This is a genomic window from Methyloceanibacter sp. (genome assembly GCF_050726195.1).
Taxonomy (GTDB): domain Bacteria; phylum Pseudomonadota; class Alphaproteobacteria; order Rhizobiales; family Methyloligellaceae; genus Methyloceanibacter.
The window spans coordinates 83,950-108,024 of record NZ_JBOHJC010000004.1; the positions used below are offsets into that span (position 1 = coordinate 83,950).

Genomic DNA, 24,075 nt, shown 5'->3' on the forward strand with positions numbered 1-24,075 from the left:
CCTGTGAAGACGGCTCATGCCGCCTCGCGCGCCAGCGACCGCAGCACATAGTGCAGGATCCCGCCGTGCCGGAAATAGTCGAGCTCGTCGAACGTATCGATGCGCACCTGGAGCGGCACGGCGCGTGTTTCCCCGCTGGGATAGGTAACATCAGCCTCGAGCCATTGGCCTGGCTTGATGTCGCCCAAGCCGCGCAACGCCACCGTCTCGTCGCCCTTGAGCCCGAGCGTCTGCCACGACATGCCCTCGGCGAACACGAGCGGCAAGACCCCCATGCCGATCAGGTTCGAGCGGTGGATGCGCTCGAAGCTCTGGGCGATGGCCGCGCGCACGCCGAGCAGCCGCGTGCCCTTGGCCGCCCAGTCGCGCGACGAGCCGGTGCCGTATTCCTTGCCCGCGAACACGACGAGCGGCACGCCCTCGGCTTGGTAGCGCATCGCCGCGCCGTAGATCGCCAGGCGCTCGCCTGATGGGTAGTGCACGGTGACACCACCCTCGATCCCCGGCACCATCTGGTTCTTGATGCGCGTGTTGGCGAACGTGCCGCGCATCATCACCTCGTGATTGCCGCGGCGCGAGCCGTATGAGTTGAAGTCATGCACGGCGACGCCGTGCTCGGTGAGGTAATGGCCTGCCGGGCTGTCGCGGTGGATGGAGCCCGCCGGCGAGATATGGTCGGTGGTGATGGAATCGAGGAACAGGCCGAGAATGCGCGCGCCTTCGATGTCGGTTACCCCCTCGGGCGCTGCCTTCATGCCGGCGAAGTAGGGCGGTTCCTGCACATACGTGGATTGCGTATCCCAGCCATAGGTCAGCCCGCCGGCCACCTCGATCGCGCGCCATTCGGGATCGCCGCGGAACACATCGCCATAGCGCTCCTTGAACATCGATTTCTTTACGGCTTTGCGCACGAGCTTGGCCACGTCTTTCGACGACGGCCAGATGTCCTTGAGATGGACGGGTTTACCCTCTTTGTCCGTGCCGAGCGGATCGCTGGCAAGATCGACCGTGACCGAGCCCGCCAGCGCGTAGGCCACGACGAGCGGCGGCGAGGCGAGGTAGTTGGCCCGCACGTCGTGATTGACCCGTCCTTCGAAGTTGCGGTTACCCGACAGCACCGAGGCGACGGCGAGCCCGTGCTCGTGGATGGTCTTGGAGATCTCCTCCGGCAGCGGCCCGGAATTGCCGATGCAGGTGGTGCAGCCATAGCCGACGAGGTTGAAGCCGAGCCTGTCGAGGTCTTTTTGCAAGCCGGCCTGCTCCAGATAGTCCGTCACCACCTGCGAGCCCGGCGCGAGCGACGTCTTGACCCACGGCTTGACGCTCAAGCCCCGTTCCACGGCGTTGCGGGCGAGCAGCCCCGCGCCCACCATGACCGACGGGTTCGACGTGTTGGTGCATGAGGTGATCGCGGCGATGACCACGTCGCCATGGCCGAGATCGAAATTCTTGCCGTGCACCGGCACGCGCTTCTTGGCCTCAGCGCCCTTGCCGTATTCCCTGTCGAGCACTTCGGCGAAGGCGGGCGCGGCGCGGGTGAGCGGCACGCGGTCTTGCGGCCGCTTCGGCCCGGCGATCGACGGCTCCACATCGCCGAGATCGAGATGAAGCGTGTCGGTGAATTCCGGGTCGGCGGAGTCGTCCTTGCGGTAGAGGCCTTGCGCTTTCGCATAAGCCTCGACCAGGGCGATGCGCGACTCTTTCCGCGCCGTCGCCTCGAGATAGGCAAGCGTCTCCTTGTCGATGGGGAAGAAGCCGCAGGTTGCGCCGTACTCTGGCGCCATGTTGGCGATGGTCGCGCGATCCTCGAGCGGCAGGCAATCGAGGCCGGTCCCGAAGAACTCGACGAACTTGCCGACCACGCCCTTCCGCCGCAGCATCTCGGTGACGGTGAGCACGAGGTCCGTGGCGGTGACGCCTTCGCGCAGGCTCCCGGTGAGGCGGAAACCGACCACTTCGGGGATCAGCATGGAGATCGGCTGGCCGAGCATCGCCGCCTCCGCCTCGATGCCGCCCACCCCCCAGCCGAGCACCGAGAGCCCGTTCACCATGGTGGTGTGGCTGTCGGTGCCGACCAGGGTGTCTGGGAAGGCGAGCTTGGCCTCGCCGTTCTCCTTCTTGGTCCACACCGTCTGCGCCAGATATTCGAGATTGACCTGGTGGCAGATACCGGTGCCCGGCGGCACGACGCGGAAATTGTCGAAGGCCCCGGCCCCCCAGCGCAAGAAGGCGTAGCGCTCGCTGTTCCGCTCATACTCCTTGTCGACGTTGAACTGGAAGGCGGCGCCCGTTCCGAACGCGTCGACCATGACCGAGTGATCGATGACGAGGTCGACGGGCGCGAGCGGATTGATCTTGTTCGGGTCGCCGCCGAGCGCGGTCACTGCGTCGCGCATGGCCGCAAGGTCCACCACGGCGGGAACGCCGGTGAAGTCCTGCATCAGGACCCGCGCCGGGCGGAAGGCGATCTCGCGGTCGCTCCTCTTCTCCTTGAGCCAGTCGGCGACCGCGCGGATGTCGTCGGCGGTGACGCTCCGCCCATCCTCATGGCGCACCAGGTTCTCGAGCAGCACCTTGAGTGAGAACGGCAGCCGGCTGATGCCATCGAGCCCCGCGGCCTCCGCCTCCTTGAGATCGAAATAGTCGTAGGCGCGCTTGCCCACGTGGAGCGTGCGCCGGCACTTGAAGCTGTCGAGCGAGGTCGAAACCGCCGATGTCAAAGAAGTCTCCTCCGAAGCCCGCGAACGGGCAGGTCCCAGCACGGCGCATGCAAAGGCATGGCCAGATCAGGTCTCAAGACATCTGACGTCTGATATCTGACACCTGTAGCCTGGTAATAAAAGCCCTTGCGGCGACGAGACAATGACGCGAAGAGACGCGGTTGAAGCCGTGTCAAACTGCCTGATCCAGCCTCAATCTGCGCAGATTCCATGCAAATGCCCCTGAAGGTCAGCCTCGCCGCCCATGACATCGCCTGCGAGCGTGGCGGCAGGATGCTGTTCCAGGGCCTGAGCTTTGCGCTCGAGCCTGGCGAGGGACTGCTCGTGACCGGCCCCAACGGCGCGGGAAAGACGAGCCTGCTCAGACAGATCGCCGGTCTCCTGCCGCTCGCGGCGGGGCGGCTCAGCGTCGCCGGCGCCGAGGCGGACATGTCTATCGCCGAGCTATGTCACTATGTCGGCCATCTCGGCGGCATCAAGACCGCGCTTAGCGTCCGCGAGAACGTCGCGTTCTGGGCAAGCTTCTTGGAGGACGGGGAGCGGAGCCTCGATGAAACCCTGAAGGGGTTCGCCTTGGATGCACTGGCCGATCTGCCGGCGGGGCTGCTGTCGGCAGGTCAGAAGCGGAGGCTTGCGCTCGCGCGGCTATTTGCCGCCAAGCGGCCGATCTGGCTGCTCGACGAGCCGACCGCCTCGCTCGACGACCGATCGACGGTCCTCATCAATCGCGCCATTGCCCTCCATCTGCACAGCGGTGGCGTTGCTATCGTCGCGAGCCACACTCCGTCCAATCTGCTCAAGCACAAGCTCGCGCTCGGGAAGGAGCATGTGGCGTGAACGCCGCCCTCGCCCTGCTTGCCCGCGACGTTAAGCTCTCCTGGCGGGAAGGCGGGGCCATCGGCGTCGCGCTCGGCTTCTATCTCGTGGTGATCGTCATCACCCCATTGGGGCTGGGACCCAACCTCAACCTGCTCGCCCGCTTCGCACCCGGCATCTTGTGGATCGGGCTGCTGCTCGCCGCGCTGCTCTCGGCCGGCCGCATCTTCGACAACGACTATGACGACGGCGCGCTCGACGTGCTCGCCACCGGGCCGCTTCCCCTGCCCGTGGTCGCCGCCGTGAAATGCCTCGCCCATTGGCTCACCACCGGCATCCCGCTGGTGCTGATCGCGCCCATCCTCGGCCTCCTGCTCAATCTTCCCCTGGGCACGTTCCACGCGCTCGTGCTGGCCATGCTGGCCGGGACGCCGGCCGTGAGTTTTATCGCCGGCATCGGCGCCAGCCTGACTTTGGGCCTTCGCCGGAGCGGCCTCCTGCTCGCGCTTCTCGTCGTGCCGCTCTACGTGCCGATCTTGATCTTCGGGGTCTCGGCAACGACACCCTACGTGACCGGGCCCAACTCAATCTGGGCGCCCCTCCTCATTCTTTGTGCGCTGAGCCTTGCCAGCATCGTGCTCGCACCGCTCGCCGCCGCCGCCGCGCTCCGCAACGCCATGCGCTGAGGCGGACGCTGCTCGCGCTACAGCAAGAAGTCGCCCTTGGATAGGCTGCCGACGGCGACGAAGATTTCGAAGTCGGCCGTGCCATCGCCGTTACGGTCGCCCTGGACGATGACCGTCGAGCCACGGTCCTCGTAACGCAGCTCGCCCTTCACGTCGTGGAAGTCTTGCGTGCCGATGAACTTGAATTTGTTATTGCCGGATACACCTGTCTTGGCATCGATGGTGCGGAGGTCGATGTCGTCCTGGCCGCGCTGAAAGTGCATGACCTTGTCGCGCTGACCGCCGGGTTTCGATTCGGAGATCTTGTTGAAGTCGAATCTGTCGCGGCCCGCGTCGCCGTAAACCAAGTCACGTCCCGCGCCGCCGGTCAGCACGTCGTCGCCCTCGCCGCCCCGCAAGATGTCGTTGCCCCCGCTGCCAAGCAGCACGTCGTTGCCGGCGAGGCCGTCGATATTGTCGTTGCCGCCGAGGCCGTTGATGGTGTCGCCGAGGTCGCTCGGCAGAAGCTCGCCTGGCGCTGAGTTCAGCGCATCGATAACGTCGTTGCCGCCCGTGCCGTTGATGGTGAGGCCTGTGGTGTCGATGCGGAAGACGCTGACCCCGTCATCGGTGTTCCCCGCCACGAACAGATAGGTCGCTCCGCCAATTACTGCCGTTGTTACCGAGGCTGCGCCTGCGAGCTCAAGAGCCCCACCGTCGGAGACATTGGCGAAATTGATCAGGCTGCCATCATCAGCTACGGCAAAGACGCTCACGCCCCCATCGAATTGCCCCGCCGCGAAGAGATACGTGGTACCGGCGATCCTCGCGGTTATCAGAGAGGAGACGAAGTTGAGGTTCAGTGTGTCGTCATCGGTTATGTTGAAGACATTGGTCAGGCCGCCGTTGACGCCGACCGCGAACACGCTGATCCCGCTGTCGTCCGCTCCACCCACGAAGAGGTAGGTGGTGCCACCGACGCTTGCCGTTGCAAGCGCCTGGGCGCCTTCGAGCTGATGGTCCAATCCGTCGGTGATATTTTCGACGTTGGTCAGCGCCCCGCTCGCGCCTACGGAGAACACGCTGACACCATCGTCCTGGGAACCGGCGGCGAACAGATAGGTCGCGCTGCCGACGATCGCAGTCGCAAGCCCCCTGATTCCGTCGAGCTGGAGTGCTCCGACGTCGGTTTCATTGCCGCCGGCGATATTGGTGAGGGCGCCCGTCGGGCCGACCGAGAACGTACTGATGCCGTCGTCGTTAACGCCAGCCACGAACAGGTAGGTAGTGCCACCCACAGTCGCTACGGCGGATGAGATAGCGCCGTCGAGGAGGAGGGTTGCGTCGTCGGTTACGTTGGCAACATTGGTCAGGGCGCCCGTCGCGCCCACAGAGAACGCGCTCACTCCGTCGTCGGTGATGCCCGCTGCAAACAGGTAGGTGGTGCCGCCGACGACTGCCGTGGTCAAGGAGGCGACGCCCTCAAGCTCCAGTGTCGCGTTGTCGGCGACGTTGGCGACATTGGTCAGAGTGCCGTTGGCGGAGACAGAAAACACGCTGATGCCATCATCGTCGACGCCTCCCACGAACAAAAGCGACGTGCCGCCGACCACGGCGGTCGTGACCGTGAAGGCGCCGTCGAGCTCAAGCGTGGCGTTGTCCTGAACGTTGAAGCTATTGACGAGAGTGACAGCCATGGCCTTGCCGTTCGCACACTGCGTCCCCGGTCGTCTGGTAGACGAGCCATTGGCGTCAGTGCGTTTCCTAAACTATGAGAAGCTTTTGCTTTGCCGTCTTGTTCGGCGGCGCGCTAGAGTGGGACTTTCACGCGGTCCTGCCTGCTGTGCTCAAGCGGGGGAGATTGGGATGGACGAGCCCAATGCGACGAACGGGGCCGGCGCGAGGAAACTCATTTTCTCCTCGGACCACCTGCCAAAACACTTGAGCGATACGGCGCGCTTCAATCTTTTTTGCGACATTTTCGCCGAGCGCTATGGCGCCTGCGATTTCGCTCGCGTGCAGGACCGGCCGTTCAGCGCGGTCTACGAGTTCATGCACCTCAAGGAGATCGGCCTAGGCCGCGCAAGCTCGACGGTGCTCAGGTGGGCCCGTAACGCCAAGCACTTGTCGGCCGATACGCGCGGCGATTTCATGGTGACCTTCAACTGCAACGCATCGCCCCTCGCAATGAGACAGCGCGACCGGGAGACCGTAGTCGGAAGTCAGCAGTGGACGCTGTTCACTAACGCTGAGGCGGCCGTAGCCGAAGCGGCGAGCGAGATGCGCGTCATGGGCATCAACTTGCCCCGCCAGCGCCTGCTCGAGCGCGTCGCCGACGCAGAGGATCTGGCGCTTGCACAGTTTTCCGACAGCGCCGCAGCCAGGCACTTTCGGCGATACATCCAGTTCCTCATGGATGGCGGCGTGGACGAGGAGCTCGGCTTGGACACCCACATCGAGACCACGCTGCTGGATCTCGTTGCGCTCGCCCTTGGAGCTGAGGGCGAGTCGGCCGAGATCGCCAGGATGCGGGGACTGCGCCGCGCCAGGTTGCGAGAGATCACTGCGGCGATCAGGGCCGGTTTCACCGATCCGACCTTCTCGCTCGATCGTGTTGCCGCGACGGCCGGCGTGTCGCCACGCTACGTCCAGGAGCTGCTTCACGAGTCGGGCCGGAGCTTCAGCGAGCGCGTTCTCGAACTGCGACTACAGAAGGCGCGCGCCATGCTCGCCGATAGCCGGTTCGACCGGCTCAGGATCGCCGAAATCGCGCTCGACTGCGGCTTCAACGAAATCTCCAACTTCAATCGCCACTTCCGCAGGCGGTTCGGCGTCACGCCGCGATACGCGCGGTGGTCCTGACGCGAAGCACCGCCGCCGCGCTGCGCAATGCCATGCGCTAGAAGCACGGACGCCTTTCCAAGATTTAATGCGGACGAAAGCCGCTCACCATCTAATCTCCGGGATGTCGCCCGAATGGATGCGGCGCGAGAGGACCTTCACGAATGTTGCCGATCGCCCTTGCCTTGGCCATTGGATCGATGGGGTTGACCACGACCGAAACGCCTGCCGGCAGCCGGTGGCACCCTAGCCTCATTCACTCCTTCGCCGTTCCCGCGGAGGAGCGCGTCTTCGTCACGTTCCACGCCAACGGCCGGGTCACTGGCAACGGTGGCTGCAACCAGTTCTTCGGCGGCTACAAGATCGCCGGCGACACCGTCCGGATCGGCCCGCTCGCCTCGACCAAGAAGGGCTGCCCGGGCAAGTACGAGCTTGAGACGACATTTCTCTCGACGCTCCAGGCCGCGGCCACCTTCCGGCGCGAGGGCGCTTCGCTGGTCCTATTCGACGCAGGCGGGCAGGAAATCGCGCGCCTGGTCGAGGTCGACGGCGCGTAGAAGCCCTGGCGCCCTTGCCGGGGCCTGATTGCGCTCTCCCGCCAAACCCACTAGACCACCCGGCATGATCAGCCTCGCCAATCCCACGCGCTTCCTGAGCCTTGTCGACCGTGTCGCTCCCTGGCTCAGCGGCCTCGTGGTCATCCCGCTCGTCGCCGGGCTCTATCTCGCCTTTTTCGTGGCCCCGCCAGACTATCAGCAAGGTGAGACCGTGCGGATCATGTTCGTCCATGTGCCCGCCGCGTGGCTCGCCATGTTCGGCTACACTTTGATCGCCATCGCCGCGCTTGGCACGCTCATCTGGCGGCACCCCCTCGCCGACGTTGCCGCCAAGGCCGCGGCCCCGATCGGCGCCACCTTCACTTTCGTGGCGCTGGTCACCGGCTCGCTGTGGGGCAAGCCCATGTGGGGCACTTACTGGGTGTGGGACGCGCGGCTCACCTCCATGCTCGTGCTGTTCCTGCTCTATCTCGGGCTGATTGCGCTGTGGCAGGCTATCGAGGAGCCGGGCCGCGCCGGACGCGCCGCGGCGATCCTCGCGCTGGTCGGCGCCGTTAATATCCCCATCATCAAGTTCTCGGTAGATTGGTGGAGCACCTTGCATCAGCCGGCGAGCGTGCTCCGCGCCGACGGTCCCACCATTGATCCATCGTTGCTGACGCCGCTCCTTGTCATGGCGGCCGGCTTCACCGCTCTCTTCGTGCTGTTGCATCTCATCGCCATGCGTGCCGAGATCCTGCGTCGCCGCGTGCGCGCGCTCCAGCAAACCCACGTCCAGCACACCGCGCTTGCCGAGGCTTGATCGCCGACATGTTCGATCTCGGCCCCCACGCAGTCTTTATCGTCGCCGCCTACGGCGTGACCTTCGTCGCCTTGGGCGCGCTCACTCTCGCCACCATCATGGATGACCGCGAGCAGCGGCGCATGTTGAGCGAGTTGGAGCGCAAGGGCATCAGGCGGCGCTCTGCGGCGAACGAGACGCTGAAGCGGAAGCCCAACGCCCCGCGTGCCAAAGCCAAGCGGTCATGACGCCCAAGTCGAAAGGACACCCGCGCCGCCTAAGCGTCGCGCTGCCCTTCCTCATCTTCGCCGGTCTCGCCGGCCTCTTCTGGTATGCGCTGCACACCGGCGATCCCTCGCGCCTGCCCTCGGCGCTGATCGGCAAGCCCGTGCTGGCGTTCGCGCTGCCCCCGCTCGAAGGCTTGAAGGCCGGGGACGGCACTGACATGCAGAGCTTCACCGCCGCTGATCTCGCCACGGGCGAGCCCACCGTCGTCAACGTGTTTGCCTCGTGGTGCGTGCCGTGTCTCGAGGAGCATCCTTTGCTCATGGCGCTCGCCAAGGAGCAAGGCATTCGCCTCTTCGGCATCAACTATAAGGACGACCCCGCGTCGGCGCGGCGCTTTCTCGGCCGCTACGGCAATCCGTTCGGCCGCGTCGGCGCCGACGCTTCCGGCCGGGTCGCGATCGACTTCGGCGTCTACGGCGTACCGGAGACCTATGTGATTTCCGGCGACGGAAAAATTGCCTACCGCCATGTAGGTCCGCTCACCGAAGCGGCGATCACGCAGAAGATCCTGCCGCTCCTGCGACAGCCGAGTGGTGTGCCGCAAGGCTAGTTACTTGCCGGACGACTCGACGATGATGGCAAGTGACTCGAGAAAGTCCTGCCTCTTTGCCGGCGGCAGATTGGCAAGAAGCCGCATATCCACGGCAGCGGCCGCCGGCTGGGCTTCGCGCAAGGTCTTGGCGCCTTGCGCGCTCAGCTTGATGGCATAGGCCCTGCCGTCGTTCTTGGCGCGGCGGCGTTGGATCAGGCCGCGGGAAAGCAGCCGGGCGACGATATCGGCGAGAGTCGACCGGTCGATGCCGGTCCGATCGACGAGGTCGGTCTGCGTGAGCCCTTCCTCCTCGGCCACCGTCATCAGCACGGCGAACTGGCGCGGCGTCAGGCCGCCCATCCGCGCTTCCGCAGCGAAAATGTCGGCGGCACATTGACCCGCGCGGTGCAACAGGTGAGTCGCCGAGCGATTCAGAGCGTTTCCAGCCTTTGCCATCATATGCGGCGCCGATCTCGCGCGGAGCGTGCAAGATCCCTCGGTTGCCACAGTGTCTCGGTTAATGCGGCAGGCTCCTTTTACAACCCGAAATCGCGATCAGCAAACGTCAGGTTGCACGGAAACCTGCGGCGAGTTGAACCGCGGGGGGCCCGGCCAAGGGTCGGCAAGACATATCGGAGGGAGCGAACGGCCTTACAAGGTGATGAAAACAAAGGACTATGGGTAACCTTAAGCGACCGCGGCTATTTGGGGGCCTCGTCCGCGGGCACGCCGTAGCGCTGCATCAGCGGCACTTGGGCCATGGCAAACAGAAATGTGATCGGCAGGAAGCCGAATGCTTTGAAGCTCACCCAGGTGTCGGTCGAAAAATTCCGCCATACGATCTCATTGAGCACCGCCATGGCGACGAAGAACACGGCCCAGCGCAGGGTCAGCTTGCGCCAACCTTCCTCGGTGAGGCTGAACACCGGGCCGAATAGGAGTTCGAGCACGGGTTTTCGCGTGAGGAGGCCCGCCGCCAGTAGCACCGCGAACATCGTATAGACGATGGTCGGCTTGAGCTTGATGAAGGTCTCATCCTGCAAATAGAGCGTGAGACCGCCGAACGCGAGCACGATCACGGCGCTGACCACCAGCATCACCGGCACTTTACGGTGGCGCAGCCACGCATAGCCGAGCGACACCACGGTCGCCGCCATGAAGGCCGCAGTGCCGGCGAAAATGCCGTAGATTGCATTCACCCCGAAGAAGATGAGCAGCGGCCCAAGCTCGACGGCCAGCTTGGCGCCCACGGATTGCTCCGGCTCGCCCACTTTCGCGGTCGTCTTAGTGTCAGGCAGCGGCTTCATTCTCGCTTCCTCTCCCGGCGATGGCGTGGGCGAAGTCGTCCGCATCGAACGGCTCGAAGTCCTCGAGCCCTTCGCCGATGCCGATGGCGTTGATGGGCAGCCCGAAGCGTTCGGCGATCGCGACAAGGATGCCGCCGCGCGCCGTCCCGTCGAGCTTGGTCACCACCAGGCTCGTCACCCCGGCGATCTCCTGGAATGTCTGCACCTGATTGATGGCGTTCTGCCCAGTGGTGGCGTCGAGCACGAGTACGACCGAGTGCGGCGCGTTGTCGTCCAGCTTCTTAAGCACACGCACGATCTTGGCGAGCTCGGCCATGAGATCGCCCTTGTTCTGGAGCCGCCCGGCGGTGTCGATGAGGAGCACATCCATGCCTTCGGCCTTCGCCTTCTGAAGCGCGTCATACGCCACGCCCGCCGGATCGCTGCCTACGTCCTTGGCGACGACCTCGGCGCCGACGCGGCCACCCCACACGTTGAGCTGATCGATGGCGGCGGCGCGGAACGTGTCGGCGGCGGCGAGCATGACCTTCGCGCCCTTGCGCGCGAACTGATGCGCCATCTTGGCGATGGTCGTGGTCTTGCCGGTGCCGTTCACGCCGACCACGAGAATCACGTGCGGCTTGGCCGCCTTGTCGAGCGCGAGCGGCCGCGCCACGGGCTCGAGCACGCGCGCCACCTCGGCCGCCAGCACGGCGCGCACTGCCTCAGGCGTCAGCCCCTTGTCGTAGCGCCCATTGGCGATCGCCGCACGAATGCGCTCGGCCATGCCGACACCAAGATCGGCCTTGATCAGCACTTCCTCAAGCTCGTGAAGCGTGTCTTCGTCGAGCTTTCGCCGAACGAGCACATCCGCAAGGTTGTTGGAGAGAGCGGCCGAGGTCCGGGAGAGACCGTGCCTGAGCTGCTGGAACCAGCTTCGCTTCGTCTCCGGCGCGGCAGGTTTCTCCGCGCTCATGGATGCACCTCGGCAATAAGGGCAGCACCGTCGTCGCCGGACACCAGCGCATCGACCAACATGCCGGCACCACCTGCGCAATTGTCGAGCCTGACGGGCGTAAAGTCCGCGGAGCGGCCGGTGACGGCATTCTCCATGAGCACTTGGATGCGCCGGCCCTTGGCGCCGGCGAGATGGCCCCTCAGCGCGGCGAGCCCCTTGTCGCGCAATTCGCCTGCGCGCCGGGAAATGATCGCGCCGTTCACTTGCGGCATGCGCGCCGCTGGCGTGCCTTCGCGCGCCGAGAACGGGAACACATGGAGGAAGGTGAGACCGCAATCGTCGACCAGAGACAGCGAGTTCCTGAACATGTCCTCGGTCTCGGTGGGGAACCCGGCGATCAGGTCGGCGCCGAACACCATGTCTGGGCGCGCGCGCCGCATGGCGTCGCAGAAGCTGACGGAATCTGCGCGCGCGTGGCGGCGCTTCATGCGCTTCAAGGTGAGATCGTCGCCAGACTGGAGCGAAAGATGGAGATGCGGCATCAGCCGCTCCTCCTCGGCGATCGCCGCGATCAGCACGGGATCGGCCTCCACGGAGTCGATGGACGAGAGCCGCAGGCGCGGCAGCTCTGGCACCAGCTTGAGCACCGTGCGCACAAGCTTGCCGAGCGTCATCTCGCCGGGCAGGTCGGCGCCATAGGCGGTGATGTCGACCCCGGTCAGCACGATCTCGGCGTAGCCGTTCTCGACGAGCTTGCGCACCTGCGCAACCACCTCGCCGGCGGGAACCGAGCGCGACGGCCCGCGGCCGAACGGAATGATGCAGAACGTGCAGCGATGGTCGCAGCCGTTCTGGATCTGCACGTAGGCGCGGGCGCGCGAGCCGAAGCCTTCGATGAGATGGCCCGCAGTTTCGCGCACCGACATGATGTCGTTGACCGCGACCTTCTCGGTGCCGTCGAGGCAGAGCCCCTGGAACGTGCGCGCTTCCACCTTCTCTTGATTGCCGATGACCCGGTCGACTTCGTCCATCCGTGCGAAGCGGTCGGGGTCGATCTGCGCCGCGCAGCCGGTCACCACGATCTGCGCACCGGGCCGCTCGCGGCGGGCCTTGCGGATCGCCTGGCGCGCCTGGCGCACGGCCTCGGCCGTCACCGCGCAGGTGTTGACGATCACCGCGTCGGTGAGCCCGGCGGCGTCCGCGTGCGCGCGTATGACCTCGGACTCGTAGGCGTTGAGCCTGCAACCGAAGGTGATGATCTCGATGTTCCGTGTCTCGGACATGGGGCGGCTTCTAACACAAAATATTCAATTGAGTCAGACCCCGGCGGGCTGCAAGAGCGCCGCAGGCAAGGTGCCTTCGAAGTCGAGCGCGTAGGGCCCGGTCATCAGCACATGACCGTCCCCCTCTCGCCATTCGATGACGAGATCGCCGCCCGGCAAGCTCACCGTCACCTTGCGGCCGGTCAGCTCGCGGCGGATGGCGGCGACGGCGGAAGCGCAGGCCGCGGTGCCACAGGCGCGCGTCAGCCCGGCACCTCGCTCCCAGGTGCGCACTTTCAAGTGCTCCGGGCTCAGCACCTGCGCCACCGAGATATTGGCGCGCTCGGGAAACAGCGGGTGGTGCTCGAGCATCGGCCCGATACGCGCAAGATCGACCGCATCCACGTCCTCAACGAAGAAGATGGCGTGCGGGTTGCCGACATTGACCGCGGCCGGCGAGTGCAGCACCGGCGCATCGATGGGCCCCGCCTGCAACTCGATGCGACGCGTATCGTGGAACGGCTCGGCGAGCGGAATCTCGTTCCACGCAAGGCGGGGCGCACCCATGTCGATGGTGACCTGGCCGTCGCCGCCGACCACAGCACCGAGAACCGCGTCTTCCGTCTCGATGGTAACTTGCGGGCGTCCCTGCTCCTCGGCGACGAGGGCGGCCACGCAGCGCGCGGCATTGCCGCAGGCGGCGACCTCGCCTCCGTCGGCATTCCAGATACGCATGAATACGTCCGCCTTCGACGACGGCTCCAGCGCGATGAGCTGATCGCAGCCGATGCCCTCTTTGCGGTCGGCGATGGCGCGCACCGCTTCCGCCGTGAGCCCGAACACGCGAGCGCGCGCATCGAGCACGACGAAGTCGTTGCCGAGCCCGTTCATCTTGCGAAACGGAAGAAGTGCTGCGTCCATGTCGTTCAATCCTGCTGCCGCCTATATAGCACCGGGGGACGCGGCTCTTCCGCCGGGAATCGCTACAAACGCTATGAGCGCCAAACCGGCAAAGACCGCGCCGGCCAGGAACGTCGCCGCCGGGCCAACGACCTCCCACAGCACGCCCGCCACGACGCTGGCCACGAGCGCCGCAAGCCCGGTGGCCAGGCCGAATAGGCCAAAAGCCGTGCCGCGGAGCCGCGACGGCGCCGTCTCGGCCACCAGCGCCGCGAGCACCCCTTGCGTGAGCCCCATATGGAGGCCCCACAGGCCGATGCCAAGGAAGATGGGGAGCAGCGTTTCGCCGAACCCAAGCAGGAGATCGGCGGCGATCAGCGCCACGAGGCCGGCGAGTAGCAGCGGCCGCGCCCCGAATCTGTCCTGGAGCCGCCCAGCCGGGTAGGCGCTTGCCGCGAACACGAGGCTCATCACCGCGATCACGCCCGGCGCCAGCGCAAGCGCCAGCCCCTGATCATGCGCGCGGATGACCAGGAACGCTTCCGAGAACCGGGCGAGCGTGAACACGACGCCCGCCGCCACGACGAGCCAATAGAACCGGCCGAGATGCTTGACCTCGGCGAATTTGATCGGCGCCCGCTTCGCCTCCGGGACGCGCGGCGGCTCCTTCACGCCTACCAGCAGAACGACGACGGCGATCGCGGCGGGGATGACCGCGAACCACAGCACCGTGCGGATATCGTCGTTGTAGAGATACATGAGCAAGATCGCGAGCAGCGGCCCAACCGTCGCGCCCACCGTGTCGAGCGACTGGCGCAGGCCGAACGCCGCGCCGCGGTGATGCTCGGGCGTGACATCGGCGACCAGCGCATCGCGCGGCGCGCCCCTGATGCCCTTGCCGATACGGTCGATAAAGCGCGCAACCAGCACCAGCCAGACGGCGTTGGCGAGCGGAAATAGGGGCTTCGTGACCGCAGCAAGTCCATAGCCGACGACGGCGAGGGCCTTGCGCCGCTGCAGCGTGTCCGAGAGCCAGCCCGAGAAGACGCGGGTGATGTAGGCCGTCGCCTCGGCGATGCCCTCCACAATGCCGAGCGCGGTGGCGCTGGCCCCAAGGCTGACCATGAGGAACAGCGGCAGCAGCCCGTGGATCAGCTCCGAGGAGATGTCCATGAACAGCGACGTGAAGCCGAGCGCCCACACCGTTCCCGGCAGGCGCGATCTTGGTGTCGTCCCGGCGCTCAAGGGGCTCAGCCATCGTGAGGCGTTGCGAAGATCGCACTTATATGGCGTTCTGCTCCTCGAGCGTACCCCGAGGAGAGCCCGATGATCGCCATTCCTGAGAGTGATCCCGTCGGCGCTCTTGTCCCCCATACCTTGAAGGAGCCGCTGATGGGGCGGAAGCATGGCCTGCTCGCCGGCACCACCTTCATGGTGAAGGATCTGTTCGCCATCGCCGGCCACAAAGTCGCGAACGGCAACCCCGACTGGTACGCCCATGCCCGGGCGGCTCCCGCCACCTCTCGCGCAATCCAATGGCTGCTTGACGCCGGCGCCTCATGCACCGGCATCACCGTGTGCGACGAGTTCTTCTATAGCGTTCTCGGTTGGAACGCCCATTATGGCCAGCCGGTCAATAGCCGCGCGCCCGCGCGCGTCACCGGCGGCTCCTCCTGCGGCTCTGCGGCAGCCGTGACCGCGAAGATGTGCGACTTTGCCCTCGGCAGCGACACCGGCGGATCGATCCGCGTGCCGGCTTCCTTCTCCGGGCTTTACGGACACCGGCCGACGCATGGTCGCATCTCGCTCGAAGGCGTGACGCCGATGGCGCCGAGCTATGACACGGTCGGCTATCTCGCGCGCGACGCCGAGCTGTTCCGCAAGGTCGGCAATGTTCTTCTGGAAGGCGAGCCCGTCTATACCAGTATCGAGCGCCTGATCCTGGCGGAGGATTTCTTCGCCCATGAAGAGCCGAGCGCCGCCGAGGCGTTGCGTCGTGTATTGGCGAGCATCGGCCCGGCGCTCCCCGCTCCCGAGCACCGCTCCATCGCCGGCGAAGAGATCGATGCGTGGCGCGATGCCTTCCGCGTCATACAAGGCTTCGAGATCCAGTCGACCCTGCTGCCCTTCATTCAGTCCCACGACGTCGATCTCGGTCCCGGCATCAAGGAGCGCTTCGAGGCCGCGGCGCGGATTACTTTCGACGAGGCGGAGGCGGCACGGGCCGTGCGCACCGAAGCGACCAAGCGGCTGGCGGAGACGGTGCAGCCGGGGACGCTGATCGCGCTGCCGACCACGCCCACCCTGCCGCCGGAGCGCGGCATCCCCGACGGCGCCTCGTTCACCGCACCCTCACCTTGCAAAGCACCTGCCTCGCCGGCCATGCCGGCCTGCCGCAGATCTCGATCCCGGCGGCCGAGGCTGCCGGCTGCCCGGTCGGCTTGTCGTTCATCGGCTGGCCCGGCGGCGACGAGGCGCTGCTCGACCTTGCCGTTTCTCTCGCGTCCACAAACCCCTAAGAGCCAGTCCCCAGACCAGGAGTGAGCCGTGACCCTAGCCTTGCCCTACCTCTATCTCAGCTTCGCGATCGGCTTCGAGGTGATCGGAACCTCCGCCTTGAAGGAATCCGACACCTTCACCCGGCTCGTTCCAAGCCTCGTGGTCGTGGTCGCCTATGCGGCCTCTTTCTTCTTTCTCGCACTCAGTCTGCGGACCATCCCCGTCGGCATCGCCTACGCCATGTGGGCGGGCCTCGGCATCGTGCTGATCGCGCTGATCGGCTGGCTGTGGTTCAAACAGCCGCTGGACCTTCCGGCGCTGATTGGGCTCGGTCTCATCATCGGTGGCGTCGTCGTGGTGAACGCGTTTTCGCATTCTGTGCCACATTAGGCGCTGCCGTGGATGATGCTCCTCTTGAGCCGCTCTTAAGGAACGTCCTCTAGGCTCCTCGCATTGACCGCGAGGGTACGATGTCGAGCAAAACCGCCTTTGCCTTTGGCGCGGGCTTTCGCTCGCTGACGCAAGAGACCGAAAGTCCCTTACCGCTGCCGGTTCGGGGCGCGTTGCCGGCTTGGCTGACGGGCACGCTGCTGCGCACCGGCCCATCGAAGTTCGAAGTCGGCGAGCGCACATACAATCACTGGTTCGACGGGCTCGCGATGCTGCATCGCTTCGCCTTCGGGGACGGCCAGGTCACCTACTCAAGCTGCTTTCTCCAAAGCAACGCCTTCACCGCCGCCATGGAGACCGGCAAGATCAGTTACGGCGAGTTCGCCACCGACCCTTGCCGCACTCTGTTCGGTCGTGTTGCCGCGATCTTCGATCCGAAGCTCACCGCGAACTGCAACGTCAATGTCTCAGATTTCGGCGGCGAGATCGTCGCCCTGACCGAGACGACGCTGCCCATGCGCTTCGCCCCGGACACGCTCGAGACGCTCGGCGTATTCGGCTATGCACCGCCTCTCGCCGGCCAGGTCTCAAACGCCCATCCCCACTACGACGTCGCACGCAAACGCCACTACAGCTACATGGTCGCGTTCGGCATGGAGAGCCGCTACCTCTTGTTCAGCATCGGTGACGATGGCGCGCAAGCCCAAGTGGCCGAGCTTCCAGTCGACCGGCCCGCCTATATGCACAGCTTCGCCATGAGCGAGAATTACCTTGCGCTGGTCGAGTTCCCGCTGACCGTGAGCGCGCTCGAATTGAAGTTCTCCGGCAAGCCCTTTATCCGGAACTATCGCTGGCAGCCCGAGCGCGGACTCAAATTCACCGTGGTCGAGAAGAACAGCGGGCGCACTGTGGCGACCGCCCTAGGCGAGGCCGCCTTCGCCTTCCATCACGTCAACGCCTTCGAGGACGGCGGCGACCTCGTCATCGACCTGATCGCGTACGAAAACGCCGAGATCATCGACGCACTTTATCTGGCAAAACTCCGCGCGAACACGCCGCTCGACGCCACCGGCCGGCTCGTGCGCTATCGCGTCCCGCTCGTAGGCGGCCCCGTCGCCCGCGAGACGCTCGCGTCAGTGGCTCTCGAACTGCCGCGTATCAACTACAAGGCGCATGCCGGCAAGCCCTACCGCTATGTCTGGGGCACGGGCATCGAGGTGAAGGGCGACTTCCTCGATTCAATTCTCAAAGTCGATATTGAGACCGGCACGGTTGCGCGCTGGTACGAGCCGGGACTTTATCCCGGCGAGCCCGTGTTCGTTCCTGCGCCCTCTGCACAAGCCGAAGACGAAGGCGTGCTGTTGTCGGTCGTCCTCGATGTCGTCAAGGACCGGTCCTTCCTTCTGGTGCTCGACGCGCGCACCTTAGAGGAGAAGGCGCGCGCGGAGGCGCCACACGCCATCCCCTTCCACTTCCACGGCAACTATTTCGCGACGATCCCCGGCGAAACCTCGCGATAGACGTCATCGGGGACGATATCGAGGCTAACGAGCGCGAGCCCGACGGTGATGACGTTGGCGAGCGCGATCAGCCAGAACGCCCGCCGGCCGATGCCAAGTCCATAGCCGAACCGAAACACCGCAAGCTCGATGGCGAGGTTGGCGGCAACCGCCAGCACGAAGGTCGCGGCCCAGTCCGGCAGACTAAAGTCCTGCCACCCAATGGCCGGGCCGATGCCCGAATAGTGGAGAATTGCGGCGAGCCCGATGCCGAGAAACGGCACCAGGAAGACCCCGATCCCCGCCGACATGGCATTGGCTGCGAGCGTCGCCCACGCCGCGTTTCTCGGCGATAGCCGAAAGGCCGTCGCGACGAAATACCACTCGATGACGAGCGAGGCCCCGATGATCCACCAGGCGAGCAGGCGCTCGGTGAGGAGGGCGGCAGGCCAGATCACGTTGGCTGCGGTGGCCGTTGGCCAAGCCGCGAGAACTAGGACAAGGAGAATGACCCGCGGCCGCATTGTCCTCTAAAACCTCGATTTGCCGGCGCAAGCTCGTGACAGGAGGGCGCCGGAAGGGCAAGAGAAATCGCCTGCGCCGCTTGACTTGAGGCCTCGCCTCGCCGACATTCCCGGCCGAATTCAAGGCAGCTCCTTAACCAGAGCCGCCGCCCTGAACATGATTGCCCGCTTGCACGTCCAGCGCTCAAGTAGCGCGAAGCGCGGTGGCGCAAATCAAGAGTCAGGGGGGTCAACACCCGTCAGCGCGATGCGCCCACGGGTGCGTTCGTGTTTGGAGAAGGATATGGCGGAGAGCCTGACTATCGAGGACTGCATCAACACCGCCTGCCCCTGGTCTGGCAAGCCGGTCGCACCGGATTCGCTGATGCGCTATCGCGGCCGGGTCATCGGCTTCTGCTGCCCAGGCTGCCGCGACAAGTTCGCCAAGGCGGCTGTCCTGTTCGACGAGCTGATCGACCCGTCGGAGTTGGAGCGCTAGCGAGAAGGATGGCATAGCGCCAATGTTCGAAACCCTATCGGACCGCCTCTCCGGCATCCTCGACAAGCTCACGCGCCGCGGCGCGCTGAGCGAGGACGACGTGGCCAAGGCCATGCGCGAGGTGCGCCGCGCGCTGATTGAGGCTGACGTGGCGCTCGACGTGGTGCGCTCGTTCATCGACCGGGTGAAGGCGAAGGCGGTCGGCCAGGAAGTGGTGCGCTCCATCACCCCGGGCCAGATGGTCATCAAGATCGTCAACGACGAGCTGGTGCGCACCCTCGGCTCGGACGCGCAAGGCATCGACCTCGCGGCCACGCCGCCCGTGGTGATGATGCTCGTCGGCCTGCAAGGCTCTGGCAAGACCACCACCACGGCGAAGCTCGCCAAACGGCTTGCGACCCGCGACAAGCAGAAAGTGCTGATGGCTTCGCTCGACACGCGGCGTCCGGCGGCGCAAGAGCAGCTGCGCGTGCTGGGCGAGCAGGCGGAGATCGCCACGCTCCCCATCGTCGACGGCGAAGGCCCGACCAAGATCACGGAACGCGCCATCAAGGCGGCGAAGCTCGGCGGCTACGACGTGCTCCTGCTCGATACCGCGGGCCGCACCCACATCGACGAAGAGCTCATGGCCGAGACATCGGCCATCGAGAAGATCGCCGAGCCGCACGAGACGCTCCTCGTCGCCGACGCGCTGACCGGCCAGGACGCCGTCAACCTCGCCAAGAATTTCGGCGAGCGCGTCAACCTCACCGGCATCGTGCTCACCCGTGTCGACGGCGACGCGCGCGGCGGCGCCGCGCTCTCCATGCGCGCCGTGTCCGGCAAGCCCATCAAGCTGATCGGCGTCGGCGAAAAGCTCGACGCGCTCGAGGAGTTCCATCCCGATCGTATCGCCGGGCGCATTCTCGGCATGGGCGACGTGGTCGGCCTGGTGGAGAAGGCTCTTCAGACCGTCGAGCTCGACAAGGCCGAGGCCATCGCCAAGAAGGTCAAGAGGGGCGCCTTCGACCTCGAGGATCTCGCCGAGCAGCTCAAGCAGATGCAGAAGCTCGGCGGCATGGGCGGCGTGCTCGGCATGCTGCCCGGAGTCGGCAAGATCAAGAAGCAGCTCGACACCGCCAACCTCGACGACACCATCCTCAAGCGCCAGCAGGCGATCATCGGCTCGATGACCCGCGCCGAGCGCAAGAACCCGAAGCTGCTCAACGCCTCGCGCAAGAAGCGCGTGGCGTCCGGCTCGGGCACGAGCGTCCAGGACATCAACAAACTCGTAAAGATGCACCGCCAGATGGCCGACATGATGAAGGCCATGGGCAAGAAGCGGGGCATTTTCAGCCAGATGTTCGGCGGCGCGCCGCCGGAAATGCCCGCCGACCTGCCCGCCGGCGCGGACTTGCCGCCGCCACCCAATTTTCCCGGACTGCCGCCCGGCGCCTTCTCCGGAGGCCTTCCCGGCCTCCCCGGAGGCTTGCCGCGCGGGCTTCCCGGCCTGCCAAAGACGAAGAAACGCTGAAGCCCTTTGAGATCGAACACCTAGGAGAACGAAAGCAATGTCACTGAAGATCAGACTGTCGCGGGCCGGCGCCAAGAAGCGGCCCTTCTACCGCATCGTCGTCGCCGACTCGCGCAGCCCGCGCGACGGCCGCTACATCGAGAAGATCGGCACCTTCGATCCACTCCTGCCGCGCGACTCCGCCGAGCGCGTCAAGTTCGACACCGATCGCGCCAAGCACTGGCTGTCGCACGGCGCCCTGCCGACCGACCGCGTGCTGCGCTTCTTCGACGCCGCCGGCCTGATGAAGCGCGCGGCGCGGCTGAACCCTGAGAAGGCGAAGCCCGGCAAGAAGCGACTTGAGCGCGAAGAGGCCAAGAAAGCCGCCGCCGAGGAGAAGGCCAAGGCCGCCGCCGAGGCCGAGAAGGCCGCCGCCGAGGCAGCTGCCGCTCCGCCTCCGGCAGAGGAACCTGCCGTTGAGGAGGCTGCTCAAGCCGAGGCCCCGGCCGAGGAGACGCCCGCCGAGGCCGAAGCCGAGAAGGCCGCCGAGTAGCCTTGGGCCAAGACGCGGACCGGGTGCTGGTTGGCGAGATTGGCGCGGCGCAAGGGCTGAAGGGCGAGGTCCGCCTCCGCTCCTTCACCCAAGACCCCGCCGGCATCGCGACCTATGGCCCGCTCCAGGACGAGACGGGAGCGAAGACGATCGAGATCGAGCGCGTCCGCGTCACGCCGAAGGCCCTCATCGCCAGCATCAAGGGCGTGGCCACGCGCGAGCAGGCGGAAGCACTCAACGGCACCAAGCTCTACCTCCTCCGCGCCAGCCTGCCGCCGCGCGAGGCGGACGAGTGGTATGTCGCCGACATGGTCGGCCTCGAAGCGGTGGATGCGAACGGCAAGCCCATCGGCAAAGTGGTCACCGTGCATAATTTCGGCGCCAGCGACATCATCGAGATCGCGCCCGTAGGCGGCGAGGCAAATCTGATGGTGGCCTTCACCGAGACGACCGTGCCGGAAGTGGACGTCGCGGGGCGCCGCCTCGTCCTCGTCCTGCCCGAGGAATCGGAGTAATTGCCTCAGACTCCTTGTCATTCCCGCGCAAGCGGGAATCCAGTAAACACTAGAGTTGATTGCTGAAACCACTACCGTGGTTACTGGATCGTCCGCCACGCCGGCGGTGACACGCCATGACCATTCGCTTTTTCTCCAAGTCCGACCGCTACCGCGAGTTCTCGAACTTCGCGAACTATCCGATTCTGATCGACGGCACGGTCTGGCCGACCAGCGAACACTACTATCAGGCGCAGAAATTCGACGAGCCGGACCGCCAAGAGCGCATTCGCCAATTGCCCAACGCCGCGGCGGCCAAGCGCTACGCCAGCAAATACAAGGGGCACATCAGGCCTGACTGGGACGCCATGAAGGACGCGATCATGGAGCGCGCGCTCCGCGCCAAATTCACTCAGCACGAGACTTTGCGCGATCTTCTTGTCGGCTCTGGCGAGGAGAAGATCGAGGAGGATTCGCCCAAGGACCGCTATTGGGGCACCGGCCCCGACGGCGCCGGCCAGAACAAGCTCGGGCAGATGCTGATGCGGTTGCGCGCCGAGCTTCGTCATAGCGCGGCGCCGCGCCATGCCGCGCGCTTCGGCTGGCTGGCTCCCTTGATCCGGCTCGCCGAGATCGGCACGGCCAATTATCCGCGCCCCGTCCGCCGGCAGCTCACCATCGTCAACGTGATGGCGTTTTTGATCGTCATCTTCTCGGTGGTCTATGCCGGCGTGTTCGCCTATTACGGCGTCGACAAATATTGGCCGCTGATCGTCGCCAATCTGCTCCTGGTCCTCGTCGCCCTCGCCGCGCCGCTGGCCCACCGCATCAACGACATCGCCGCAGCCTTGTTGATCTGCGTCGCCGAATATCTCGCGCTGTTCTTCTTCGTGCGCGAGCTTGGCCGCGACTCCGGCATTCAGATCAACTACATCATCGTTGCCGCCGTCGCCTTTGCCATTTGCGGCATGGGCCGGTTGCGCCTCGTCGCGGCGGTCATCGCCATCGGCCTCGCCCTCCACCTCGCGGCCTGGTTCCTCTATCCGCCCGAGAGTGCGCAGATCGCCGCCGACCCCGGCCTGCTCGCCAATCTCTACGTGTCGTCGGCGGTGACAACCTTCGGCATCATCGCGCTGCTCGTGGGTTATGCCTTCACCGTGGCCGACCGCGCCCGCGCCGAGGCCGATTCCCTCCTCGCCAACATCCTGCCCGAGGCGATCGCCGAGCGCCTTAAGGAGAAGCCTGGCGAGCGCGTCGCCGACAGCGTCGACGAGGCTTCCGTCCTGTTCACCGATCTCGTCGGCTTCACCGAGCTCGCACAGAAGCTTGGCGTGGCACGCACTGTCGCCATCCTCGACCAGATCGTCACCGAGTTCGACCGGCTCGCCGCGGCGCACGGCGTGGAGAAAATCAAGACCATCGGCGACGGCTATATGGCGGTGGCGGGCGTGAGCCGGCCACTGCACGACCACCTGCCGCGCCTTGCCCGCATGGCGCTGCAACTGCCCGATCTCGTGGCGCGGCTGTCTGAGATCCACGGCGTCGATCTCAAGATCAGGATCGGCATCGCCGGCGGCCCGGTGATGGCGGGCATCATCGGCACCGACAAGTTCTCCTACGACGTGTGGGGCGAGACGGTGAACCTCGCCTCGCGGCTCGAGAGCCACGGGATTCCCGGCGAGATTCAGGTATCTGGCGCGGTCATGGAGCGGCTTGGCGATGCCTTCGTGTTCGAGCCGCGCGGGCCCATCCAAGTGAAGGGCGTGGGGCAGTTGGAGACTTGGCTGCTCAAGGCGGAGCGCAGCGCAAGCGCGGGAGATGCACCGTCATGACCTGGCGCGCCACCGTGTTGACCCTGTTCCCCGAGATGTTTCCGGGCACACTTGGCTCGAGCCTCGCCGGCAAGGCGCTCGCCGACGGCAAGTGGGCGCTTGAGACCATCGACATCCGCGACTTCGCCACCGACAAGCACCGCTCGGTGGACGACACACCTGCTGGCGGCGGCGCCGGCATGGTAATGCGCGCCGATATCGCTGCCGCGGCAATCGACGCTGCCCGCGTAAACGCAGCGCCAGGCACGCCCACGCTTTATCTTTCGCCGCGCGGAACCCCCCTCACTCAGGATCGGGTCCGCACGCTGGCGCAAGCGCCCGGCGCGATCCTGCTCTGCGGCCGCTTCGAGGGCATCGACCAGCGCGTGCTCGACGCGCGGAACGTCGAGGAGGTCTCCATCGGCGACTATGTGCTGTCGGGCGGCGAGCTTGCGGCGCAAGTCCTGATCGATGCCTGCGTGCGCCTCCTGCCTGGCGTCGCCGGCAATGAGGGCTCGCTGGCCGAGGAAAGCTTCGCTTCCGGGCTCCTGGAATATCCTCATTACACGCGCCCGCGCGAATGGGAGGGTCGCACCATCCCCGACGTGCTGCTTTCTGGCGATCACCGGAAGATCGCCGAGTGGCGGAGAGAGCAGGCGGAGGCGCTCACCAAAACCCGCCGCCCCGACCTTTGGGCGAAGCTGAAGCGCAAATAACGACGTTCAGGCC

Annotated in this window: 24 protein-coding genes and 1 pseudogene; 16 read left to right on the plus strand and 9 right to left on the minus strand. The window is 65.7% G+C overall.

Annotated elements, in window-relative coordinates:
- Positions 1-14 precede the first annotated feature (14 nt).
- Positions 15-2,720: an aconitate hydratase AcnA gene (gene acnA / locus ACRECX_RS03985; protein ID WP_431557515.1), complete on the minus strand. Its 2,706-nt coding sequence runs from the start codon at positions 2,718-2,720 to the stop codon at positions 15-17.
- A gap of 210 nt (positions 2,721-2,930) precedes the next feature.
- On the opposite strand from acnA, the gene ccmA reads away from it, so the two are divergent.
- Together ccmA and ccmB are read left to right on the plus strand one after the other, a co-directional pair.
- Positions 2,931-3,557 (plus strand): heme ABC exporter ATP-binding protein CcmA, encoded by a 627-nt coding sequence (ccmA, locus tag ACRECX_RS03990; protein ID WP_431557516.1) that lies wholly within the window; start codon positions 2,931-2,933, stop codon positions 3,555-3,557.
- The gene (gene ccmB, locus ACRECX_RS03995) at positions 3,554-4,222 is read left to right on the plus strand and encodes a heme exporter protein CcmB (RefSeq protein ID WP_431557517.1); all 669 of its coding nucleotides are present in this window, start codon (positions 3,554-3,556) and stop codon (positions 4,220-4,222) included. Before ccmA ends, ccmB begins: the two co-directional genes overlap by 4 nt.
- 17 nt (positions 4,223-4,239) lie before the next feature.
- On the opposite strand, the gene ACRECX_RS04000 is transcribed toward ccmB, so the two are convergent.
- A complete protein-coding gene (locus tag ACRECX_RS04000; protein WP_431557518.1) occupies positions 4,240-5,898 on the minus strand; it encodes a hypothetical protein in 1,659 nt (552 codons plus the stop codon).
- Between the two features lie 169 nt (positions 5,899-6,067).
- Here ACRECX_RS04000 and ACRECX_RS04005 point away from each other — a divergent pair, with 169 nt between their 5' ends.
- The 5 genes from ACRECX_RS04005 (at position 6,068) to ACRECX_RS04025 (ending at position 9,218) form a co-directional block, all read left to right on the plus strand.
- On the plus strand, positions 6,068-7,063 hold the full coding sequence (locus ACRECX_RS04005; protein ID WP_431557519.1) for an AraC family transcriptional regulator: 996 nt from the start codon (positions 6,068-6,070) through the stop codon (positions 7,061-7,063).
- Positions 7,064-7,206: 143 nt separating this feature from the next.
- On the plus strand, positions 7,207-7,599 hold the full coding sequence (locus ACRECX_RS04010; protein ID WP_431557520.1) for an META domain-containing protein: 393 nt from the start codon (positions 7,207-7,209) through the stop codon (positions 7,597-7,599).
- Between the two features lie 64 nt (positions 7,600-7,663).
- Positions 7,664-8,401, plus strand: a complete 738-nt coding sequence (locus ACRECX_RS04015; RefSeq protein WP_431557521.1) for a heme ABC transporter permease — start codon at positions 7,664-7,666, stop codon at positions 8,399-8,401.
- Between the two features lie 8 nt (positions 8,402-8,409).
- Positions 8,410-8,628, plus strand: a complete 219-nt coding sequence (gene ccmD, locus ACRECX_RS04020) for a heme exporter protein CcmD (RefSeq protein ID WP_431557522.1) — start codon at positions 8,410-8,412, stop codon at positions 8,626-8,628.
- Positions 8,625-9,218 carry a DsbE family thiol:disulfide interchange protein gene (locus tag ACRECX_RS04025; protein WP_431557523.1) on the plus strand — a complete coding sequence of 198 codons (594 nt, stop codon included), beginning with the start codon at positions 8,625-8,627 and terminating at the stop codon, positions 9,216-9,218. The genes ccmD and ACRECX_RS04025 overlap by 4 nt, the downstream gene beginning before the upstream one ends.
- Here the strand turns inward: ACRECX_RS04025 and ACRECX_RS04030 are convergent, their stop codons facing one another.
- The 6 genes and pseudogenes from ACRECX_RS04030 to ACRECX_RS04055 all read right to left on the minus strand — a co-directional run bounded on the left by ACRECX_RS04030 (position 9,219) and on the right by ACRECX_RS04055 (position 14,851).
- Positions 9,219-9,560 carry a MarR family winged helix-turn-helix transcriptional regulator gene (locus ACRECX_RS04030; RefSeq protein ID WP_431557524.1) on the minus strand — a complete coding sequence of 114 codons (342 nt, stop codon included), beginning with the start codon at positions 9,558-9,560 and terminating at the stop codon, positions 9,219-9,221.
- A gap of 341 nt (positions 9,561-9,901) precedes the next feature.
- Positions 9,902-10,507, minus strand: coding sequence for a septation protein A (locus ACRECX_RS04035; protein ID WP_431557525.1), 606 nt, complete (start codon positions 10,505-10,507; stop codon positions 9,902-9,904).
- Positions 10,491-11,453 (minus strand): annotated as a pseudogene (ftsY, locus tag ACRECX_RS04040) (signal recognition particle-docking protein FtsY); the annotation flags it as partial. The gene ACRECX_RS04035 and the pseudogene ftsY, both read right to left, overlap by 17 nt.
- Positions 11,454-11,458: 5 nt before the next feature.
- The gene (gene mtaB, locus ACRECX_RS04045; RefSeq protein ID WP_431557526.1) at positions 11,459-12,727 is read right to left on the minus strand and encodes a tRNA (N(6)-L-threonylcarbamoyladenosine(37)-C(2))-methylthiotransferase MtaB; all 1,269 of its coding nucleotides are present in this window, start codon (positions 12,725-12,727) and stop codon (positions 11,459-11,461) included.
- Between the two features lie 33 nt (positions 12,728-12,760).
- Positions 12,761-13,627, minus strand: coding sequence for a diaminopimelate epimerase (dapF, locus tag ACRECX_RS04050; RefSeq protein WP_431557527.1), 867 nt, complete (start codon positions 13,625-13,627; stop codon positions 12,761-12,763).
- A 21-nt stretch (positions 13,628-13,648) separates the two neighbouring features.
- Positions 13,649-14,851 (minus strand): MFS transporter, encoded by a 1,203-nt coding sequence (locus ACRECX_RS04055; RefSeq protein ID WP_431557528.1) that lies wholly within the window; start codon positions 14,849-14,851, stop codon positions 13,649-13,651.
- Positions 14,852-14,932: 81 nt separating this feature from the next.
- Between ACRECX_RS04055 and ACRECX_RS04060 the strand changes: the two genes are divergently transcribed.
- From ACRECX_RS04060 to ACRECX_RS04070, 3 genes are all read left to right on the plus strand, one after another.
- Positions 14,933-16,150: an amidase family protein gene (locus ACRECX_RS04060; protein ID WP_431557529.1), complete on the plus strand. Its 1,218-nt coding sequence runs from the start codon at positions 14,933-14,935 to the stop codon at positions 16,148-16,150.
- A gap of 15 nt (positions 16,151-16,165) precedes the next feature.
- A complete protein-coding gene (locus ACRECX_RS04065) occupies positions 16,166-16,495 on the plus strand; it encodes a DMT family transporter (RefSeq protein ID WP_431557641.1) in 330 nt (109 codons plus the stop codon).
- Positions 16,496-16,575: 80 nt separating this feature from the next.
- Positions 16,576-18,015: a carotenoid oxygenase family protein gene (locus ACRECX_RS04070; protein ID WP_431557530.1), complete on the plus strand. Its 1,440-nt coding sequence runs from the start codon at positions 16,576-16,578 to the stop codon at positions 18,013-18,015.
- Here the strand turns inward: ACRECX_RS04070 and ACRECX_RS04075 are convergent.
- Positions 17,979-18,518: a hypothetical protein gene (locus ACRECX_RS04075; RefSeq protein ID WP_431557531.1), complete on the minus strand. Its 540-nt coding sequence runs from the start codon at positions 18,516-18,518 to the stop codon at positions 17,979-17,981. The two genes, ACRECX_RS04070 and ACRECX_RS04075, sit on opposite strands and share 37 nt — an antisense overlap.
- Before the next feature lie 283 nt (positions 18,519-18,801).
- On the opposite strand from ACRECX_RS04075, the gene ACRECX_RS04080 reads away from it, so the two are divergent.
- The 6 genes from ACRECX_RS04080 (at position 18,802) to trmD (ending at position 24,062) form a co-directional block, all read left to right on the plus strand.
- Entirely contained in the window at positions 18,802-18,996 is a 195-nt protein-coding gene (locus ACRECX_RS04080) for a glutathione S-transferase (protein ID WP_431557532.1), read from the plus strand.
- 22 nt (positions 18,997-19,018) lie between these two features.
- Complete coding sequence (ffh, locus tag ACRECX_RS04085; protein ID WP_431557533.1) at positions 19,019-20,509, plus strand: signal recognition particle protein; 1,491 nt, start codon at positions 19,019-19,021, stop codon at positions 20,507-20,509.
- Positions 20,510-20,546: 37 nt separating this feature from the next.
- Positions 20,547-21,041 carry a 30S ribosomal protein S16 gene (gene rpsP / locus ACRECX_RS04090; protein ID WP_431557534.1) on the plus strand — a complete coding sequence of 165 codons (495 nt, stop codon included), beginning with the start codon at positions 20,547-20,549 and terminating at the stop codon, positions 21,039-21,041.
- A gap of 2 nt (positions 21,042-21,043) precedes the next feature.
- Positions 21,044-21,556 (plus strand): ribosome maturation factor RimM, encoded by a 513-nt coding sequence (gene rimM, locus ACRECX_RS04095; protein ID WP_431557535.1) that lies wholly within the window; start codon positions 21,044-21,046, stop codon positions 21,554-21,556.
- Positions 21,557-21,672: 116 nt separating this feature from the next.
- Complete coding sequence (locus tag ACRECX_RS04100; protein WP_431557536.1) at positions 21,673-23,367, plus strand: adenylate/guanylate cyclase domain-containing protein; 1,695 nt, start codon at positions 21,673-21,675, stop codon at positions 23,365-23,367.
- Entirely contained in the window at positions 23,364-24,062 is a 699-nt protein-coding gene (gene trmD, locus ACRECX_RS04105) for a tRNA (guanosine(37)-N1)-methyltransferase TrmD (protein WP_431557537.1), read from the plus strand. Before ACRECX_RS04100 ends, trmD begins: the two co-directional genes overlap by 4 nt.
- The last annotated feature ends 13 nt before the right edge of the window (positions 24,063-24,075 follow it).

Excerpts from the sequence above, each read along its gene's own strand:
- ccmA (WP_431557516.1), top strand. The coding sequence starts at position 2,931 with ATGCAAATGCCCCTGAAGGTCAGCCTCGCCGCCCATGACATCGCCTGC.
- ACRECX_RS04000 (WP_431557518.1), bottom strand. The coding sequence starts at position 5,898 with ATGGCTGTCACTCTCGTCAATAGCTTCAACGTTCAGGACAACGCCACG.
- ACRECX_RS04005 (WP_431557519.1), top strand. The coding sequence starts at position 6,068 with ATGGACGAGCCCAATGCGACGAACGGGGCCGGCGCGAGGAAACTCATT.
- ACRECX_RS04010 (WP_431557520.1), top strand. The coding sequence starts at position 7,207 with ATGTTGCCGATCGCCCTTGCCTTGGCCATTGGATCGATGGGGTTGACC.
- ACRECX_RS04015 (WP_431557521.1), top strand. The coding sequence starts at position 7,664 with ATGATCAGCCTCGCCAATCCCACGCGCTTCCTGAGCCTTGTCGACCGT.
- ccmD (WP_431557522.1), top strand. The coding sequence starts at position 8,410 with ATGTTCGATCTCGGCCCCCACGCAGTCTTTATCGTCGCCGCCTACGGC.
- ACRECX_RS04025 (WP_431557523.1), top strand. The coding sequence starts at position 8,625 with ATGACGCCCAAGTCGAAAGGACACCCGCGCCGCCTAAGCGTCGCGCTG.
- ACRECX_RS04030 (WP_431557524.1), bottom strand. The coding sequence starts at position 9,560 with ATGGGCGGCCTGACGCCGCGCCAGTTCGCCGTGCTGATGACGGTGGCC.
- ACRECX_RS04035 (WP_431557525.1), bottom strand. The coding sequence starts at position 10,507 with ATGAAGCCGCTGCCTGACACTAAGACGACCGCGAAAGTGGGCGAGCCG.
- mtaB (WP_431557526.1), bottom strand. The coding sequence starts at position 12,727 with ATGTCCGAGACACGGAACATCGAGATCATCACCTTCGGTTGCAGGCTC.
- dapF (WP_431557527.1), bottom strand. The coding sequence starts at position 13,627 with ATGGACGCAGCACTTCTTCCGTTTCGCAAGATGAACGGGCTCGGCAAC.
- ACRECX_RS04060 (WP_431557529.1), top strand. The coding sequence starts at position 14,933 with ATGATCGCCATTCCTGAGAGTGATCCCGTCGGCGCTCTTGTCCCCCAT.
- ACRECX_RS04070 (WP_431557530.1), top strand. The coding sequence starts at position 16,576 with ATGTCGAGCAAAACCGCCTTTGCCTTTGGCGCGGGCTTTCGCTCGCTG.
- ACRECX_RS04075 (WP_431557531.1), bottom strand. The coding sequence starts at position 18,518 with ATGCGGCCGCGGGTCATTCTCCTTGTCCTAGTTCTCGCGGCTTGGCCA.
- ACRECX_RS04080 (WP_431557532.1), top strand. The coding sequence starts at position 18,802 with ATGGCGGAGAGCCTGACTATCGAGGACTGCATCAACACCGCCTGCCCC.
- ffh (WP_431557533.1), top strand. The coding sequence starts at position 19,019 with ATGTTCGAAACCCTATCGGACCGCCTCTCCGGCATCCTCGACAAGCTC.
- rpsP (WP_431557534.1), top strand. The coding sequence starts at position 20,547 with ATGTCACTGAAGATCAGACTGTCGCGGGCCGGCGCCAAGAAGCGGCCC.
- ACRECX_RS04100 (WP_431557536.1), top strand. The coding sequence starts at position 21,673 with ATGACCATTCGCTTTTTCTCCAAGTCCGACCGCTACCGCGAGTTCTCG.
- trmD (WP_431557537.1), top strand. The coding sequence starts at position 23,364 with ATGACCTGGCGCGCCACCGTGTTGACCCTGTTCCCCGAGATGTTTCCG.